This is a genomic window from Anaerotignum sp. MB30-C6 (assembly GCF_030908465.1).
GTDB lineage: Bacteria > Bacillota > Clostridia > Lachnospirales > Anaerotignaceae > Chakrabartyella.
Genome location: NZ_CP133078.1, coordinates 1,166,106 through 1,185,054, shown reverse-complemented (window position 1 = coordinate 1,185,054; position 18,949 = coordinate 1,166,106). Strand labels below are relative to the sequence as shown.

General features: G+C 38.0%; 16 protein-coding genes and 1 pseudogene. 4 read left to right on the top strand and 13 right to left on the bottom strand.

The features are described from left to right. Positions 1-5 precede the first annotated feature (5 nt). A complete protein-coding gene (gene mltG, locus RBQ60_RS06015) occupies positions 6-1,106 on the bottom strand; it encodes an endolytic transglycosylase MltG (protein WP_307885674.1) in 1,101 nt (366 codons plus the stop codon). A 357-nt stretch (positions 1,107-1,463) separates the two neighbouring features. Here mltG and RBQ60_RS06010 point away from each other — a divergent pair, with 357 nt between their 5' ends. From RBQ60_RS06010 to RBQ60_RS06000, 3 genes are read left to right on the top strand one after another with little or no spacing between them, the layout of a single operon-like run. After that, positions 1,464-2,756, top strand: a complete 1,293-nt coding sequence (locus tag RBQ60_RS06010) for a bifunctional folylpolyglutamate synthase/dihydrofolate synthase (RefSeq protein WP_307885673.1) — start codon at positions 1,464-1,466, stop codon at positions 2,754-2,756. Positions 2,757-2,772: 16 nt separating this feature from the next. Beyond that, complete coding sequence (locus RBQ60_RS06005; RefSeq protein WP_304509195.1) at positions 2,773-2,925, top strand: hypothetical protein; 153 nt, start codon at positions 2,773-2,775, stop codon at positions 2,923-2,925. Between the two features lie 18 nt (positions 2,926-2,943). Next, complete coding sequence (locus tag RBQ60_RS06000; RefSeq protein WP_307885672.1) at positions 2,944-4,347, top strand: tetratricopeptide repeat protein; 1,404 nt, start codon at positions 2,944-2,946, stop codon at positions 4,345-4,347. A gap of 55 nt (positions 4,348-4,402) precedes the next feature. Here RBQ60_RS06000 and RBQ60_RS05995 read toward each other — a convergent pair. The 7 genes and pseudogenes from RBQ60_RS05995 to RBQ60_RS05965 form a co-directional block, all read right to left on the bottom strand. Continuing rightward, positions 4,403-4,633 (bottom strand): annotated as a pseudogene (locus RBQ60_RS05995) (IS3 family transposase); the annotation flags it as partial. 41 nt (positions 4,634-4,674) lie between these two features. After that, entirely contained in the window at positions 4,675-5,277 is a 603-nt protein-coding gene (locus RBQ60_RS05990; RefSeq protein ID WP_307885671.1) for a DedA family protein, read from the bottom strand. Between the two features lie 228 nt (positions 5,278-5,505). Further along, positions 5,506-6,516 (bottom strand): DUF2156 domain-containing protein, encoded by a 1,011-nt coding sequence (locus RBQ60_RS05985; protein WP_307885670.1) that lies wholly within the window; start codon positions 6,514-6,516, stop codon positions 5,506-5,508. A 16-nt stretch (positions 6,517-6,532) separates the two neighbouring features. After that, positions 6,533-7,636 (bottom strand): GNAT family N-acetyltransferase, encoded by a 1,104-nt coding sequence (locus RBQ60_RS05980; protein WP_307885669.1) that lies wholly within the window; start codon positions 7,634-7,636, stop codon positions 6,533-6,535. Between the two features lie 86 nt (positions 7,637-7,722). Continuing rightward, positions 7,723-8,277 carry an NUDIX hydrolase gene (locus RBQ60_RS05975; RefSeq protein WP_307885668.1) on the bottom strand — a complete coding sequence of 185 codons (555 nt, stop codon included), beginning with the start codon at positions 8,275-8,277 and terminating at the stop codon, positions 7,723-7,725. A gap of 5 nt (positions 8,278-8,282) precedes the next feature. Next, positions 8,283-9,329 (bottom strand): A/G-specific adenine glycosylase, encoded by a 1,047-nt coding sequence (gene mutY, locus RBQ60_RS05970; RefSeq protein WP_307885667.1) that lies wholly within the window; start codon positions 9,327-9,329, stop codon positions 8,283-8,285. Positions 9,330-9,426: 97 nt separating this feature from the next. Beyond that, complete coding sequence (locus tag RBQ60_RS05965; protein WP_307885666.1) at positions 9,427-10,050, bottom strand: formate/nitrite transporter family protein; 624 nt, start codon at positions 10,048-10,050, stop codon at positions 9,427-9,429. Between the two features lie 194 nt (positions 10,051-10,244). Here RBQ60_RS05965 and RBQ60_RS05960 point away from each other — a divergent pair, with 194 nt between their 5' ends. Further along, positions 10,245-11,582: a D-serine ammonia-lyase gene (locus RBQ60_RS05960; protein WP_307885665.1), complete on the top strand. Its 1,338-nt coding sequence runs from the start codon at positions 10,245-10,247 to the stop codon at positions 11,580-11,582. A gap of 203 nt (positions 11,583-11,785) precedes the next feature. Here the strand turns inward: RBQ60_RS05960 and RBQ60_RS05955 are convergent, their stop codons facing one another. The 5 genes from RBQ60_RS05955 to RBQ60_RS05935 form a co-directional block, all read right to left on the bottom strand. After that, a complete protein-coding gene (locus RBQ60_RS05955; RefSeq protein ID WP_307885664.1) occupies positions 11,786-12,772 on the bottom strand; it encodes a carbon-nitrogen hydrolase family protein in 987 nt (328 codons plus the stop codon). A 1-nt stretch (position 12,773) separates the two neighbouring features. Then, positions 12,774-13,991, bottom strand: coding sequence for an MFS transporter (locus RBQ60_RS05950; RefSeq protein WP_307885663.1), 1,218 nt, complete (start codon positions 13,989-13,991; stop codon positions 12,774-12,776). A 23-nt stretch (positions 13,992-14,014) separates the two neighbouring features. Next, a complete protein-coding gene (locus RBQ60_RS05945) occupies positions 14,015-15,418 on the bottom strand; it encodes an MFS transporter (protein WP_307885662.1) in 1,404 nt (467 codons plus the stop codon). Between the two features lie 353 nt (positions 15,419-15,771). Continuing rightward, positions 15,772-17,184 (bottom strand): sigma-54 interaction domain-containing protein, encoded by a 1,413-nt coding sequence (locus tag RBQ60_RS05940; protein ID WP_307885661.1) that lies wholly within the window; start codon positions 17,182-17,184, stop codon positions 15,772-15,774. A 315-nt stretch (positions 17,185-17,499) separates the two neighbouring features. Continuing rightward, positions 17,500-18,756 carry a diaminopimelate decarboxylase gene (locus RBQ60_RS05935; RefSeq protein WP_307885660.1) on the bottom strand — a complete coding sequence of 419 codons (1,257 nt, stop codon included), beginning with the start codon at positions 18,754-18,756 and terminating at the stop codon, positions 17,500-17,502. Positions 18,757-18,949 lie beyond the last annotated feature (193 nt).

Below are 18,949 nucleotides of genomic sequence, written 5' to 3'. Positions count from 1 at the left end.
TAAAATTAGTTGCCGCTTGCCTTATAGTTTGCCTTAGCTTTCAAAAATTCATCATAAGTTTCACAGAATATATGATTATTCTGCCCCTTTGCTTCAACTACATAATAAATATAGTTGTTTTCTTCAGGATAAAGAGCGGCTTTCAAGGATAATTCCCCAGGGTTAGAGATAGGTCCTATGGGAAGGCCTGTTACTTTATAGGTATTGTAAGGAGAATCATACTGCAAATCTACGGTAGTAATATCTTCCTTTACAATGCCCATGGCATATAAAACCGTTGCATCCACCTGCAAAGGCATTCCATCATTCAGTCTATTATAAATTACTCCCGCAGCACGAGGACGTTCCTCATCCACTTTGATTTCTTTTTCGATTACCGACCCTATGGTAACCAATTCATCTAAAGTATAACCACTTGCAGCTACTGCATCTTGATACTCTTTTGTATACATCTGTTCAAAACGTTTCAGCATTGCTTGAATTAAATCGTGGGCGGTAGTTTCCTCTTCGATATAATAGGTATCAGGGAAAAGGTAACCCTCCAGCTTAAATTCTCTATCTGGTAAATTCTTTAAAAATTCAAAGTCAAAAGTTCCAGTGTTACATTCTTGGATAAACTCTTCTGCAGTACAGATTCCCATCTCCTCTGCCCTCGCCGCAATTTGTTTCGTCGTAAAACCTTCAGGAACAGTAATTTTCAACTCATTGAAAACCACACCTGTCTGCAGCAATTCCATAATCTGCGTTTGGGTTAGCCCCTTATCTATTTCATAAGTGCCTTGCTGATATTTGCCATCAAACCCATCAATTTTACTACTTAAACGAAACATAAATGCATTTTTAATCAGTTTATTTTCCTTTAAAATATTAGCAATATCAGCAGTGGAAGCCCCTTCAGGAATGGTTACTGTTATGGTCTCCCCCGTTAATACAGGTTCCTCCCCAGAGGACATCATGAGATTTTTCATGGCTCCAAAGCTTAAAAAGCCAATGACTATGGCAACAAGAAGAAAAATAACAAATCTTATCCTTTTTCCCCTACGACGTTTCTTTTCCCTTTGCCGCCGTCTCTCTACCTGCCTTCTTTTTTCTCTATCATAATCCATAGCTGGTTTTTCTCCTTTCTTCAACCACAAATCTGTTATATTATACATTTTTATTTCATTTCAGACAACAGTAATTTAAAATCTAAATGACAACGTAAATTTCTTTTTCATATTTCTTAATAATCTTGCAGAACCTAAGAATATTGGTATAATATAAATAGTGTCAGGATAAAGAGTATATAACTTTCGTTTATAAATCAAATAAACCTGCATACTGTAATTTGCTATTATTTAAAAATTCACGAAGACTAAGCCAAAATTTGTTGTTCCTATGGAGGCCGAATTACACAAGCCCATGGCCTTATCTATAGGAATAGAGGTTTTGGTTTCTTTCATATTTATAGAACGGAGAACGTTATGAACTATCAAGAAAGTATACATTATTTAGAAAAAGAAATTGGTTTTGCATCTTGTCCCGGTTTAGAGCGAATTATCAACTTAATGGAAAAACTGGGTAATCCCGAAAAGAAACTAAAAGTGATTCATGTTGCCGGGACAAACGGCAAAGGATCCGCTACGGCAATGCTTTCTTCTATTTTAAAAGAGGCTGGCTACCGTACTGCGAGCTATACCTCACCTCATCTTGAAAAATATAATGAGCGTTTTATCATAAATGGCAAAGAAATTACCGACGAAGCTTTTGCAAAAATTATCACTAGAACAAAACAAGCTTGTCAGCAATTAGTTGCAGAAGGAAAGGAAGCCCCTACCCTTTTCGAAGTGGTAACAGGAGCCGCTTATCTTTATTTTGCTGAAGAAAAGGTGGATATTGCCATCATAGAGGTGGGCCTTGGGGGAAGATTTGACGCAACAAATATTATTGAAAACCCAATACTCAGTATCATTATGTCTATCAGTATGGACCATACTGACTTTTTAGGCAACACCATAGAGGCCATTGCCATGGAAAAAGCCGGCATTATCAAGAAAAGTTGTCCTGTGGTGTTGTATTCTCAGGAAGAATTAGTATATAATATTGTAAAGAACAATGCTGATGCTTTGAACGCTCCCCTTTACTGCCTGAAAGATAGTGAAATCAAAATCTCCGCTCAATCTTTGAGGGGGACTATTTTTGATGTTAAAAGTTCTTTTTTAAACTATGAAGAACTATTTTTACCTTTACTGGGTCTTCACCAAGTACAAAACTGTGTTACCGTTTTACAGGCTTGCGAAGTTTTGAAAAAAAATGGCCTTGCATTCACAAAAGAGGACATTCGTAAAGGCATTTCAAACACTGTTTGGGCAGGAAGAATGGAGATTTGCAAGAATAACCCTTTGGTTATACTAGACGGTGCCCATAATGTAGATGGAATCCGTCGCTTAGCACAAAGCGTGCAAACCTACTTTAATCGTAAAAACATCACCTTGATTTTAGGTGTTTTGGGGGATAAAGAATATGAAAAAATGGCAGAGTTGATATTGCCCTATGCCAATCAGGTTGTTTTAACCGAACCCCACAGCCAAAGAAAGTTAGACGCAGAAAAACTAGCTAATATTGTACTTCACAAAGAGTTGCCTTTTTATATTGAACCAGAACTGGAGAACGCATATCAAAAAGCTTTGAACATCACTGATGAAGCTGGTATTATTCTTTGTTGCGGTTCCCTTTATATGATTGGTGCTCTACGTCCCTATATTTTATCAGTTTAATAAGGAGGTTACATTTATGTTCAATTTTAAAGATGAACTTTCGAGATATCAGCCTATCCTTGAATTGGATCAGATTGAAGATGCCTTGCAGCCCAATCAGCTAAAAGATCTGGTTGATATTCTTGAGCATATCGCCAAAGATAAAAAAATCGGTGCTTCCCAGGAATAAAACAAAGGAGCGATGAAAATGAGATGCCCGAATTGTGGATTTGACTTTTCCGAAGGCTACCTCTGTCCAACTTGCGGAATTGATACCTTTGTTTTCCTTAAAACCAGAAACTTGTCCATTCGTTTATATAACGAATCATTGGAAATGGCTAAGGAAATGGATCTTTCTGGCGCTGCAGAGAAATTAGAACAGAGCCTTCTTTTTGATAAAAGTAATATACAGGCCCGAAATCTCTTAGGGCTTATTTACTGCGAAACAGGTAGAATTGGGGATGCACTAAAGCATTGGATTATCAGCACCTCCATTATGAAAGAAAATAATCCTGCTGTTGGTTATATGGACTTTTTGCAAAAAAACGGCCGAGAAATGGAAAAATATAATGATGCCGTTGTTATGTACAACCAAGCCCTTTTATATTTGAACCACGGCAGCGACGATATGGCAATTATCCAACTAAAAAAAGCCATCGACAGCAACCCGAATTTTATTGATGCCTATAATTTACTGACTCTGTGTTGTTTAGAAGAAAACAACCATAAAAGGGCACAGCACTTTATTGACATTGTACTGAAAAAGGATAAAAAGAACCCCAATGCTTTAAAGTATTCCAGTATCATTGGCGGCGGTTCTACCAGTGTTATTCGCAAAAAAGCGGCACGCTCTACGGAAAAGAAAGAGGATGACAAAACAGTCTCTATTAAGCGAACAGATAGTGCCCCGCCAATTCCAAGATATAAACGTAAGGAAAAGAAAATTGGAGTTTTGGAAAAAAGAGACTTGATTTCTTTTTTGGTTGGCATCTGCACCACGGCAATTGTTATCTTGGTTTTGATTATGCCCGCCATTAACGAGGGGAAAGACAAGACGATTCTAGAGCTTCAAACGAAGGTAGATAATTATGCAGGGGAGACTAAAATGACGCCCGAAGAAGTTTTGGCAATGAGAACGGAGTTAGAAACCTTGCAAGGGGAAAATAAACAGTTACGCAGCGAAGAAACAAAGCAGGCCAACTTAGAGTTGTTACAAACGGCCGTTTCTCAAATGACAGACAATGACTTTGAAGGATGTGTGGCTACCCTAGACCGTATCGATACCATGGGCTTTAGCGAAGAAGACATTTCAAAATATAATTCTGTCAAAGCAACAGCGTACCCTAAGGCCGCTGACAACCTTTACACAAAAGGAAAGAGCGATTTCCTTAGCAATAAGTTCCCAGAAGCTAAGATTAATTTGGAGAATGCGTTGAAATATGCTTCCAACGAAAATTTCATTGATGACGCTTATTTCTATTTAGGTAAAATAGCAGAAAATGATGAAAACGCTGACCAGGCAAAAACTTATTACCAAAAGGTTATTACCGAGTATCCTGATTCCAATCAACTGGCAAATGCAGAGAACGCTTTAAGTCAATTGGCTGAATAGATAAAAGCACCGTAGAATTCTGAATTGACCCCAAAAAGTTAGACAAATATTTTAACTAAGCAGCCTTGAGGGCTTGCTGTCTGTGAATTGCAGGTGGCAAGCCCTCGTGCTTTGCCTTTCTTCGGCGATTGTGATAGTAATCAAGGTAATCTACCAGCTCTGATGTGAAATGCTCAATTGACTCAAATTTTTGCAAATAAAGCAATTCGCTTTTGAGTAGTCCAAAGAAGCTTTCAATAACAGCATTATCTAAGCAGTTTCCTTTGCGGCTCATGCTTTGGCGAATCCCTTTGGCTGTTAGCATGCGTTGCTTTTTAGGTTACCCTTCTAACCACTTTTTTTTCTAGAGCGATTTCTCATCACAATAAAAAGAATCACCAACAGAGCAATGGCACCGGACAACTGCCATTGATATGCTTTTAAAAACTCTTTGCAAATATCCCAATGGGTGCCCAAAAAATAACCCGCACTGATTAAGGCCGTATTCCACAGAAAAACACCCACGGTAGTGTAAAGAATAAAAGGAACAGCCGGCATTTTTGCCAAGCCTGCTGGAAAAGAAATATATGTACGGGCAATGGGAAAAAGCCTTGCAAAAAAAACCGATTCTTTTCCATACTTAAGAAAAATACTTTGGGCTTTCCCAACCCCAAGGGCAATGCTTTCAAAGCGTTCCGCCAGCCTTTCAACCATCCTCCCACCAATTCGCCCTACCAAATAGCAAGTCGTTGTTCCAATCATTCCTCCGAAAGTTGCAATCATGATTGTATAAAATAAACTATATCCATTTACTGCTACCACATAGCCAATAAAAGGCAATAAAATTTCACTGGAAACAGGAAAACATCCGTATTCTAAAGCGGTGGCAACAAAGATTCCGCCTGCTCCTAATTCTAAAACCAATTGTTTGATTGCTTCAATGAAACTCACTTTTTCCACCCCCTCTTTTAAGATATGATAAAAGAAAAGAGAATAAGACATACAAATTCTTAAGAGTGATGCAAATCAAAAAGTTCATTGATTTTAATTAAGAATATATTAAATTCCTCTTATTTAGTGACTTGCCAAAACTTTACTTGTTAAATGAAGGATGTTCCATTTATACGACAACCTTCCATAACCATAAAAAAAACAGCACTAAAATGTGCTGTCTTTCTTTTAATTTTCCTGACCCCAAATCCCTTTTATTTGAGAAATGTCACGGGTACTAAACAAATATTTTTCAATCATTTTAACAGGGTAGTAGCCACGCTTTGCTTTACGCATGCCTTCAATCCCCATATCTTCTTCACGGTTGATTAATTCAACATCCATACATTCATTTTTCACATATTGCTGATTAATCATTGGATATGCCCCTTCATAAGAAGCATCTGCCTTTTCAATGTGAATCAGCTGCATATGGGGCTGTAATCGTTCTCCTACGGTAAAGGCAATCAATTTGCCCTCCACATAAATGGCGCCTCCCACAAGGCCTAATTCTTGCATATTATTTAATGCCAAAAGTACAGACTGTCGCTCTTCCTTAAATTCTGCACTTACTTCATCCTTGTCTTCAATCCACTGGTCATAAAGAGCCACACAATCTTGAAGCATGGAGGAGTCAAGTTTTTTATATTCATAATCTGGGTATAATGAAAGAAACTTATTGATGTGGTTTCTCTTACCATGTAGTTTTTTGCCTCTCAAAGTTTCCAGTTTTTCACGCTCATATACATAATCCCACGCAATATCCGTTGGCATTATAAATAATTCTGGGCAAGCTTTTCTCATCATTTCATAAAAAGGAGAGGATACGGAACGAAACGTCGGCTCAACCCCCAACTTTTTCATATACTCAATTGCATCATAAACCGCCTTGCGGTAATTAATCTCCACACCATACTTTGGAATTGGCACCCAAAAGTATACAGGAACCCTTTTAAAATCTAACTTAATATAAAGTACATTATCCTTTTCCGCATACTGCATTTTTCCATCGCTACCCCAAATAAAGAGGTTCGCAAAGGAGAGGTCGGAGCATTCTGCTCCCCAAGGCTTCGTATAGCTTTCAATTAAAGCCTTTTTATCTAAGGTAATTGGTTTAAAATGAAATACAGAGTTTGTCTCTTTCATTTCTTCTTTTTTATCTTCTATTTCGCATCTATTTATACATTGCATCTCTGGCATAGGATTGCCTCCAATTTTAATATTCATCAATTATATAACATTTACATTTAGGTAGTGCCTGGTTCATAAAGTCATATCCATCCTTGTTATAGATTGTGACGAATTGACTTACATCATCCAATGAAACATAACCCATTAAAACACCCAGAAAATACCCCGCTTCTATTTTTATGGCAGGCTGAGCATCAACTGTTGTTCCATCAAAGGAAAAAATGCCATTGTTTTCAGGCACAATTGGATCATAACATTCAATTTTATATGGACAACTAATTTCTAATTTTTTTAAAATTTCACCAATATTACAAACTCCGGCTACGCCCTTTTGCCGAAGTATTCTTTCACCAAATTCGAATGGAACTTCCACATCTGGCGGTAACTTTACTGAAATCTCTCTGCCGTTGGCTAAAGCAAAAAGTTCATCTAATAAACCACCATAATATCCATCATTGGCTACAGCCTCAGGACAAATCAACTCATCTTCTAATAAGTAAACAAATGCATATCCCTGAATTTTATCATCTTTCAAAACAATGCACTTGCCACCATCCGAGGCATAATCTTCGCCTTTACGCAAAAATTCCGCTTTTGTCCGCCTTACAGCTCCACTGTAACGCTGGCCAATGTTCATTTCATACAGAGGATATAATTCTTCCCAACTGGATTTTTCAAAGAAAAGAAAATCATCCCGCTTATCCACTTTTCTTCGACCTTTCATGTACAAAGCATCGGCAACAGGAAAATGACCATAAGCAAAATAGCTTTCTAATACAGCAGGGGTATGTACCGCAAGCAATTTGCCTTTTTCCCGTAAAAGGTTCATTTCCATGGTGAAAATCTTACGCATATACCCTTTTTTACGCTGGTCAGGATGGGTTGAGACGCCACAAAGCATGGCTCCTGGTAAATCCTTACCCCGCACACTTATGGTATAGGGCACAGCCTGCATTGCACTAAAGATCTCCCCGTTTTTTTCTAAACAAACAGAATAGTGAGGGAAAAACCTATTTTGAAATAGCCAATTACAAAAATTATCGCTATCTCCAAAGCAAATTTTCCACAAGCCATAAAACCCTTCTACATCATTTTCTTTTGCAACTCGAACACACACGTCGTTTTCCATAATAGTTCACTCGATTCTTAATTATATTACCCATTTTTTCTATTGTACAATAAATTCGAGAAGAAATCAACTGATAATAATTATCATTAAATAATTTTTTTGATGATTTTTTTGTAAACCTTCACGAATTCTTCCTCTTTACAACGGGCACTTATTTCTTCCAAAGGAATCCAAGCCACATCGGAGTTTTCATCTTCCTTAATTCGTAATTTCACGCTTTCCTTGGCAATAAAGCCAAAGGTAGCATTAATGTGCAGGTGATTTGGAACAAACTCGCCTCTTTTATAATGCCCTGCAACCAAAAGAATATCTAATGAAAGAATTTCATGGGAAATGGGTGTTGCATCACAAACTCCTGTTTCCTCTTGTAATTCTTTTTTTGCCACAAACAAAAGGTCTTTCTCCCCGTCTGCATGGCCGCCAACACAAGCCCATGTATCAAAAATATTATGCTTTATCATAAGAACTTTATCTTTCTTTTCATTAAAAACCATGGCCGTTGCCGTTGCATGGGCTAGATGGGAGTCTCGGAATAATATCATTTCCTTGTTTTGGGCTAACATATCTAAAATAATTTGCTTTTCTTTTACCTCTTCTTTATTATACGGCTGATATTCCTGAACTGATTGTAAAATGTCCATTTTTTTTATTCCTCCAGAAGACTGCCCCCCTCTTCCCAAACCTTTTTAAAGGCCGAGGGTAGAGCATACTCTTTTTCCACGGTTTCCTTATCTAGCCAAAGAAACCCATTATTCTCATATTCCTTTACATCAACAAAATAGCAATCCATATGCCATTCGATATGGGTGAAGATATGCTTTCTTGAAGTCATATTCTTTATTTCCCCGGTAATAATCCCCCATTCATTCAGGGCGACAGGCAGAGCTTTTTCCCTACTGCAATTAGGTAGCTGCCAAAGGCCAGAAAGGAGGCCTTTCTCCCCTCGCTTACTTATGGCAATTTTTCCATTATAGGCCAAAAAGAAAACCGAAAGAAACTCCTTCGTGCGAGGTTTCTTCGGACTTTTCACAGGGTACTGCAAAACTGCATTTTTTTTATACCCTAGACAATGCTCCCGCACTGGGCAAACTTCACATTTTGGCATACCATTCGGCAAACAAACTGTGGCACCAAGTTCCATTAACGCCTGGGTAAAGGCTCCCTCCTGCCCCTTTGGCATCAATGAAGTTATTTCTTCCTCCCAAGCTTTTTTCGTGGAAGCCAAAGCAATATCTCGTGCATCGGCCGTTAAGCGGGACATCACCCGAAGCACGTTGCCATCCACCGCAGCATAGGGCAAGGAAAAGGCAATGGAGGCAATGGCACCCGCTGTATAAGGGCCAATCCCCTTTAGTTTACGTAATTCATGATAATCGGCAGGCAAGTTACCACCATGCTCTTCTACTACTGTTTGTGCCGCTTTTTGTAAATTTCGTACCCTGCTGTAATAACCAAGGCCTTCCCATAACTTTAAAAGCGTTTCTTCCTCGGCACTTGCCAAAGATTCTATGGTGGGGCAAACTTGAATAAACCGTTGAAAATAAGGCTTAACTGCCTCAACACGGGTTTGTTGCAGCATAATTTCTGATAACCAAATGTGGTAAGGATTTTTCGTTCTACGCCACGGTAAATCTCTGGCATTTTTTTCATACCAAACAATTAATTTAGAAACAATATCGTGAAAATCGTTCATAAGAGCTCCTTATAATTTAAATAAATACTAAACTACTATCCTCTCAAAATAAGAAAAGCTCTTTCTAGAATAATCTTTGAAAGAGCATCTGTCTACTTTATCTTAAACGAAACAGCTTTAAATATGCAGGAATTAACAAGCCGCCTAGGCTGTTTCCCAGTGTCATTATAACAATATAAAATAGGCAATGACCATCCCATGCATTCGCCAAGCTAAAATAAAACATATTCGCAATCACGTGCTCAAAACCACTCAAAATAAATACTACTACGGGAATAAAAATCGCAATGGCTTTTAACATTGAACCCTCTAAATTTCTATAAAGGTCAATGGCGATAAACATGAGTACACCGCAAAAAAATGCTAAAATAAAAATACTCAACAGATTATCCTCAAGTTTTAGCCGAGAAATTTCTGCAACCCTTTCAGAAATGCCTTGGTAAATCCGAGTGTGCTGAACCAACCAAGCCATAACATATGTACCAATAAGGTTACCCAGCCAAGTAATACCTAGCTCAATGAAGTACACTGGCTTTTCAAAAATCAGATAGCCGATTCTCCCTGTAAAGAGTTGTAATCGAAAGCCGACAATGGTAAACAGCCCGATGGCAAATAAAAAGCTACCTATAACGGGATTTTGTAGAGATAAAAAAACAGTACCACCCATACCTATAAACATCCCTGCGATGATTGCAGAAATCAACTGCCTAGCTTTTTCCATGCCTTCTTTCCCCCTCAAACTTATTGAACTAGTATACAATATGAAGGAAGTATATGTCAATATATAGTACTTAATTTTAATATAGCGACTACATCTAGTCCCTATTGCACACTTTCATGCAATATGATACTATTACGGAAGAAATATTTGTAATCTTTGGTTAAATCAAACAATACAAACTGGGGGGAATAAAAATGAATCAAGAATTTTGGAACCAAATTCAGTGCAAAGACTTGTTAAAAGCAGTAAGTGAGGGCAAAGAAGTGACATGGATCAATGATAATTTGGAGGATGCCACAAAAGCCCTTTTAAAAATCAATCTAGCAATGACAGACATTGATGGTGCAGAAGCACGCTTGGCAAAATTTGCTCCCTTTATTTTAAAAGTTTTTACTGAAACAGCTCCCGAAAATGGTTTGATTGAATCTCCATTAACGGAGATCGAGAAAATGAAAATTTTATTAGAAAAAGAATACAACACCGAAATCCCCGGAAGATTATTTTTGAAGCAAGACAGCCATCTTGCCATTTCAGGCTCGATTAAAGCAAGAGGCGGTATTTATGAAGTGTTGAAACACGCAGAAGATTTAGCATTAGAACATGGCATTTTAAAAGAAACCGATGATTATAGTGTGTTTGCATCGAAAAAATTTAAAGAATTTTTCAGCAAGTTTAAAATTCAGGTTGGTTCAACGGGTAATTTAGGCATGAGCATTGGCATCATGAGTGCAGTTCTTGGCTTCCACGTAATTGTCCATATGTCTGCTGATGCGAAACAATGGAAAAAAGACTTGCTTCGTAAACGTGGTGCAGAGGTTGTTGAATACGAAGACGATTACAGCAAAGCCGTGGAAGTTGGACGTGAAAATTCAGATGCTGATCCTACCAGCTATTTCGTGGATGATGAAAACTCAGTCACATTATTTTTAGGCTATGCCGTTGCCGCAAATCGTTTGAAAAAACAGTTTGAAGAACAAAATATCGTGGTTGACGAGGAACACCCTCTTTTCGTATACATTCCCTGCGGTGTGGGCGGTGCACCAGGTGGAGTCGCTTTTGGCCTAAAGCAAATTTTTGGTGACCACGTTCATGTTTTCTTCGTGGAGCCTACCCAGGCCCCTTGTATGCTGGTGGGTATGGCATCGGGCTTACAGAACGAAGTTTGTGTACAAGACTTTGGCTTAAGTGGGCAAACCCATGCCGATGGCTTGGCCGTAGGACGTCCTTCTGGTTTTGTAGGTGGCGTTATGACCAACTTGTTATCAGGCATTCTAACGCTTCAAGATTATCATATTTACGATTTAATGCGGGATATTGTAAATTCTGAGAATATTTTCCTAGAACCATCTGCCTGCGCATCCTTCTGGGGCCCTATTCAGCTTATGAAAGATGAAGCTACAAAGGCATACATCGAGAAAATGGGCTTAACCTCTAAAATGGTAAGGGCAATTCATGTGCCTTGGGCAACAGGGGGCAATCTGGTTCCTCAGGAAATACGAGACGAATATATGCGCACCTACTTAGATAAATAAATTCATAAATAGGCTTTTTATGTTACCAGAGGATACATTCTTTTTGGCAATACATTCTAAACCATTTAAACTAGGGCTTGCCATTCTTGGCAAGCCCTTTTCATATTTTATAAATGGTATATAGGAGGGATTTCCTTACTACCTTTCAAAAGAAAAACACATCTTCAATTACAGAAATGTTTAGCATCTACAAAAAAACAAATTTATTTACTTCTGTTCAAAAACTCATCCAAATCTTTCTCATACTGGGCAAGGTCAGGTACAATTTCAATGAGGTTGCCCAACTGGCATACCCCTACAGACTTCACATCTTCTTCATATTCATTGGTATCTTTAGGGGTTTTTCTAAGCGCATCAAATAGTGGTGCTTTTGTAACATCGTCTGCGTAAGGCATAGGGAAATTATAGTCTCTTAGGTGCTGGAGATAGTGATCTACAAACATAGTACCATACTGCCTTGTTCTTGATACTAAATCCAAATCCAAAGTGACGGTTACCGTTGTTGCCTCTTGCCCACCTTCCCAAAGCAACTGCCCTTCCGGATTAACCACCAAAGAGTTGCCATACATATGGATATTATTGAAAAAGCCTACACCATTTGTGGAAACCAAGTATGCTTGATTTTCAACGGCTCTGGCAAAATGCAAAGGTTTATTAAATGAGTATAATTCTTGCGGATCCATTGTCAATTTTACTAAAACCTCTGCGCCCATTAAAGTTTCGTTTCTTGATATTTCTGGGAAGTTCAAGTCATAGCAAATCTGCACCCCAACCTTTGTTTGCTTTTCTGGAATATCGAACACCACATACCGCTTTCCAGGTGCTGCATATGCTTCAGAAGGACGCCATGGTGCCATCTTTCGATAAACATCAATCAGTTCGCCCTTTGGATTGAAAATTGGTGCAGCATTATAGAAAGTGCCTTCGGGCAGGTCATCGTGCTTTTCGTACATTGTACCTGGAATAAAATAAATGCCATATTTTTTCGCAATAGCACCGAAAAAGTCTGTTATGGGGCCAGGGATATATTCCGGGGTAAAACATTCGGTACACTCAACCCCTACAATTAACTCCGGCTTATGATACCCACTCATCATTGCTGCAACCCGTTGCTCAATGTACTTTAAGTTGACCACAGTATCTTGACTAATCGGCATTTGAATCAATCCTACATTTAAGAATCTTCCCATACTATCCAACCTTTCTATCTCTTCTTATATTTTTTAGTATTAATAAACACGAAAAAACGCTTATGAGTGCCACCACAGCACACACTGCCCAGCCTATATTCCAATAACCTTTGATGCCCAATAAAATACCAACAACGATTGGAGCTAGTGTCATGCCCAGATCGCCACAGCCACCAATAAAACCTGTAGCAACAGGTAAAGCATCGCCATCAAACAACTCAGGTAATATAGAATAGAAGGCGCCTAGCCCCCATGAAGACCCAAAGGAAAAAACCAAAACTGCAATATAAAATGTCATAAAGTTATTTAAATCAAGTGAAATCAGCATGACTACGGATAGAACAATAATGATACAGCCAATAGAATATACCATAACACGAGCCACCCCTTTATTCTCCATCCTAGCCGCAAGAAAATCACTGGCTTTTCCGGAAATGACGCAGGCACTAATGATACCAATGGTAATGGCAGATAAAATTTTTCCTGTTTCCATCTCCCCATAACCAAGATAACTGCTAAAAAGAGGCATATCTATGGAAATGGCTTGCACTGACCAAGTGGTGGAGATAAAAGCAAGAACCAATAACCAAACCACAGGTGCCGTCACCATTTTCCTAAAAGATACCGGACTGCTTTCCACCTTAACTGTTGGAATTTCTTGATTCTCCTTTACGGTAAGCAGCCAAATAACAGCAGTTATGAATTGTAAAATTGCCAGTCCCCAATAAGATTCTATCCAACCAAATTCAGAAATTACGTAACCACTGAACGTACCGCCGATTCCCGCTCCGCCGTAAAAAATACCATTGAACAAGGCGGTGGAGAGTCCTCTGTTTTTTTCGTCCATCCAACTCATAATAATAATTATGAAAATAGGAAAAACAACGGAAGCAAATCCTTGAATGAATTTTAGCAAATAAAGTAGTAGGATATTATTAACATAAGGTGTTAAAACAAAAGAGATTATTAAAGTCACCATGCTAAGTAAAAATGTTCTTCTTGCACCCAGCCTTTTGTATAGAAAACCGGAAATCAGCATTCCTATAATAATTGCAACTGTTTTTATGGTGTCCCCAATAAGCAATATTTCTTGAGAGACTTGAATTTTTTCAGCAAGGTATACAATGGTCATTGATGATTGCGGAAAAGTTGCAGAAAGAATGCAACCAATAAACGCATTGATAAAAACCACGTACCAGCTATATGTTTTATTTCTCATTTTTTGCACTCCAACAATATTATTTATAATAATTCTTTAAAACCTTCTACCGAGTAGTCTTCTCCTGCTTTTTTCGCTGCCAAAGCCTGGCTAATTGCCTGAAACTTACCTCTGGTAAGGGGGTAAGCAATTGCACACAAGGCTGCCAAAATACCAACCACACCGGGAATAGCAGTGTTTACCAGCATGATTGCCCTGTTGGCACTTTCCGCTGCTCCTTCTACACCATATTGTCCCCATGTTAAAACCTGACCGGTTAACCACATAGCGAATGCGGCACCAAGTTTTTGACAGAAGGACATCAATGCTGTAATTCCACCTTCAATTCTTTCTCCTGTCTTGAATTCACCCAATTCAGTTATGTCGTACATCATGGAATAGTAAAGAGTCCAATATGTAGAATTACCGAAACAGTAAATTAAAATCATCAAAAGTAAAATGATCATGGAAGGGAAGCCAATGAAATAGAACGCAACCAAAGCTACCCCCGAAATGAGCATACTGTTCATATACACTTTTTTCTTATCGAATTTAGCGGCAAGCTTGTTAATTACAGGCAGCCACACCATATTAAAAATAGAAAGACAGAACAAAATCAAAGACTGCGTTGCGGGGTCGTAATTTAAAGTATTATTAATTAAATAAACAATACCACCGCTTCCCAAAGAACAAACACATGACCAGAGTAAAACAGAAGCCGCCAAAGGTTTTACACACTTTAATTTAAAAATTTTTATATAAGATTTAAAAATGTCGGCAAATCTGGCTTTTGGCGTCTCCTCCACAGGAAGTTCCTTGCCCTTCGTGCTAATCCAACAAATGGCAATAGCAACAAAGATTAAAATTGCAAATACAATACCTACGTTACGCCATCCACGAATGTTAGATCCGCCCGCTTTCTCTGTCATAGCAACAATCATAGGCGGTGCAGATGAGGCAATCATAACTGCTGCATACATAAAGTAACTTGCCCATACTCTAAGGCTGGTTCTTTCCTCAAAATCCTGAGTGATTTCCGCACCTAAAGCGAAGTAAGGAATTACATAAGCAGTGTAAGCAGTCCAAAACAACATAGAAATCACGATATAGTAGCCATTCTTTGCAGTTTCAGAAAGGCTAATGTCGTTAAACAACAAAAACATGACGATAGCATATGGAATGGCTGAAACAATCATAAATGGTCTTCTTCTGCCATATTTACTTCTAATATTATCTGAAGAATAACCGATGATTGGATCTGTAATGGCATCCCAAATAACTGCAATAAGCGAAATAGAACCTGCAATACTTGGAGATATTCCAATAATATCTGTCAGAAAGAATAGAAAAAAGAAATAAAACACATTAAATCCTATGGAGTCCCCCATTTGACCTATACCATAACCTAATTTCGTTTTTACACTTACCCTTTGTGTGTTCGTGGTCATGTCCACTCCTCCTTTTTATCATAAACACTACATGGCTTCACTGCGAAACATTTTGTACAGTAGGGCCCTTACTTATACAAAAGCCTTCGATACATCTTTTGTTTAAAAACTTTCTTTGGTATCAGGGAGACAGTACTAAATAAAGCAATATCCGTGCCAAATAAAAAAGACAGCTAAAAACCCCTATTACATCAGGTTTCTAGCTGTTTTGTTTTTCATCAGTCTTTTTTTCACTGTCAAGAAATCTTTACATGTTATATAACTGCGGATTGCATCTGCCTAATATAAAAGGAAAAATGCAGTGTTCAAAAAAGCTTACAGTGTACAAAAAAATTAACAAAATAAATCAAATTTTATGGAATTTTATGCTTTTCAATTTTATTATATAAGCTAGTTCTGGAAATTTTCAATAATTTTGCCGCCTTACTTCTGTTTCCTTGGGTAATTTCTAACACTTTCTCAATGGCTTCTTTTTCCGCACGATCACGGATTTCTTCCAAAGGGTTATCTAAAGAATCCAAGGTGGTATCATTGAGGACAAATAAAGCATCCGACAAAAAACTTCCAAAATGGGAAGGCAATAGCGTTTCCCCTTGACAGTTGTTCATGGCTCTTTCTAAAATATTGTATAACTCTCTGACGTTGCCCGGCCAGTCATGGCACATTAACAGGTCTTTTGCCTCCTGGGAGATATCTAAAACGTTTTTACCCATACTTTTATTGAGCCGTTTGACTTGATGCGCGGCCAACATGGCAATATCCTGCCTTCGCTCCCCAAGAGAAGGAACGAGGATTTCAACAACGTTTAAGCGGTAATATAAATCCTCGCGGAATTTTCCTTGGGCAACCATCTCTTTCAGGTTTTTATTTGTTGCTGCAATAACTCTAATATCAACAGGGACTTTTTTTCCTCCAATAAGTGTAACCTCTTTTTCCTGTAGTACTCTTAACAGTTTTGGCTGTACATGATAGGGAAGCTGATCAATTTCATCAAGAAAAATCGTGCTTTTGTCTGCCATTTGAAAGCGACCCATACGTCCCCCCTTTTTTGCCCCTGTAAATGCCCCTTCTTCGTATCCAAATAGCTCACTTTCCACCAAACTTTCAGGTATAGCGGCACAGTTGATCTCCACCATTTCCCTGCCCCTTCTTCTACTAATATTGTGAATGGAGTGGGCAACCAGCTCTTTCCCACATCCCGTTTGCCCCATAATCATGACGGTAGATTCCGACTGAGAGATGCAGTGAATTTTTTTACGAAGCTCCACTATTTGAGGGCTTTCCCCAATAATATCGGATACACAATATTTTACTCGGTCCATTTTTGCTGAAAGCTGATAAATTGTATTTACTGTTTCTTTTAGGTTTAAAAACCCTTTGATTGAATAATCCACAGCTTTGTCTAAAAAGCTTTTTATGGCTTTATCATCGGTGAAAATATCATAATCGATGACTCCAACTAATTTCTTCCCACGAAAAATCGGCTTAATTCTAGCCACATTTGTCACACCCACAGTAAAATAAAAACAATTTGCATCTTCCTTCTTTTTTTCCAATACCTTACAAATTTTACTTAAGGGATGAATCTCTAAAATATGCTTACCCACTACATCCTTAGGAATGGGCCTTCCTTCAATTACTTCTACATTTTTATACATGTTAGGAGAGAAATACTTGATTTTTCCTTCTGCATCTACTACTACCAAATTTTCTATGGTATCAAATATGTCTCGACACTCCTCTAAAGTCATATCGAAGTTATTCATTTCTTCCCGCCTCAAGACCCTCACCCTCATTCTTCTGTAAATTCGTAAATTCATTAAAGTTAACAAAAGTATATTAAAAATATTATTCCTAGGCAATGTCAAAAATATTATTTGGGTATTTTACATAATAATTAGGGTATTTTTCCATGAAAAAACCAAGCATTACTATTCATTTTTGCTGATTTTTCCTTAAGGGAATTTTATATCAGCTTTTTCTTGTGTGGAATTATTTGGTTTTGTTCAGCAAAAAAAGCGGTAACCGCAAAAATGCAGCTACCGCCATACTTCACTATTTTTTATTTTTTTCTATTTCAACTACTTTTTAAAAAGACCTGTGAAGTCAAAGGTTGCAAAATAATCTTCAGGAGTCTCTGCACGACGGAGCAAAGCAATTTCACCATCTTCTTTCAAAAGAAGCTCCGCAGAACGTAATTTCCCATTATAATTGTATCCCATAGAATGGCCATGGGCACCTGTATCGTGAATATAAATAATATCTCCAATTTTAATTTCAGGTAACTGCCTATCTATGGCAAATTTATCATTGTTTTCGCAAAGACCGCCAACCACATCATAAGTATGATCACAGGCCTGTTCTTCTTTTCCTAAAACGGTCATATGATGATAGGCTCCGTACATGGCGGGTCGCATTAAATTGGCAGCACAAGCATCTAAACCAATGTATTCTTTGTAGATATGCTTTTCATGAATGGCCGTTGCAAGCATACTTCCGTAAGGAGCTAACATAAATCGTCCCATTTCTGTATAAATAGCTACGTCACCCATGCCTTCCGGCTCCAAAATTTCCTCATAAACCTGTCTAACGCCTTCACCAATAGCCATAATATCACAAGCTGTTTCCTCAGGACGATAAGGTACCCCTACGCCACCGGAAAGATTAATAAACGCAATATGAATATCTAATTCCTTTTTCAATTCTACGGCTAATTCAAACAAAATTTTCGCCAACATAGGGTAGTACGTATTGGAGCTTGTACTACTTGCTAAGAAAGAATGGATACCAAAGTGCTTTGCACCCTTTTCCTTCAGAATTCGGAATCCTTCTTTCATCTGTTCTTTTGTCATGCCATATTTTGCGTCTCCAGGGTTATCCATAATATCATTGGAAACTTGAAAAAGGCCACCTGGGTTATACCTGCAACAAACAGTTTCAGGAATCTTTGCTAATTTTTCAAAATATGCGATATGTGTAAAATCATCAAAATTGATGATTGCACCAAGGTCATTTGCTAAAACAAAATCCTCTGCAGGTGTCATATTAGAAGAAAACATAATTTCTTCGCAGGAAAAACCTACGGCTTGTGCTATTTGTAACTCTGTAAAGGAGGAGCAATCCGCCCCACATCCCTCTTCCTTCAAAATCTGTAAAATTCCCGGGGTGGGTGTAGCTTTTACCGCAAAAAATTCTTTAAACCCTTTGTTCCAAGAGAAAGCGCGGTTTACCTTACGGGCATTTTCACGAATTCCTTTTTCATCATAAAGATGAAAAGGAGTTGGATACTGTTCAATTATTTTTTTTGCCTGTTCTAAAGAAACAAATGGTGTTTTCATTTGTAAATTACTCCTTTTTTTATAAAATTTGTATTCAATTATAACAAACTATCCCCCCCTTTGCAACGATACCCTTAAGAAATGTGTAAAAAAAATTTGGCTCATTTCATCACAAAACATTTCGCTTATCCACCAAAGAGGTGTATAATAGAGATTGTCTATACTATTTCCACGAGTGGTTTTATATGTGAGG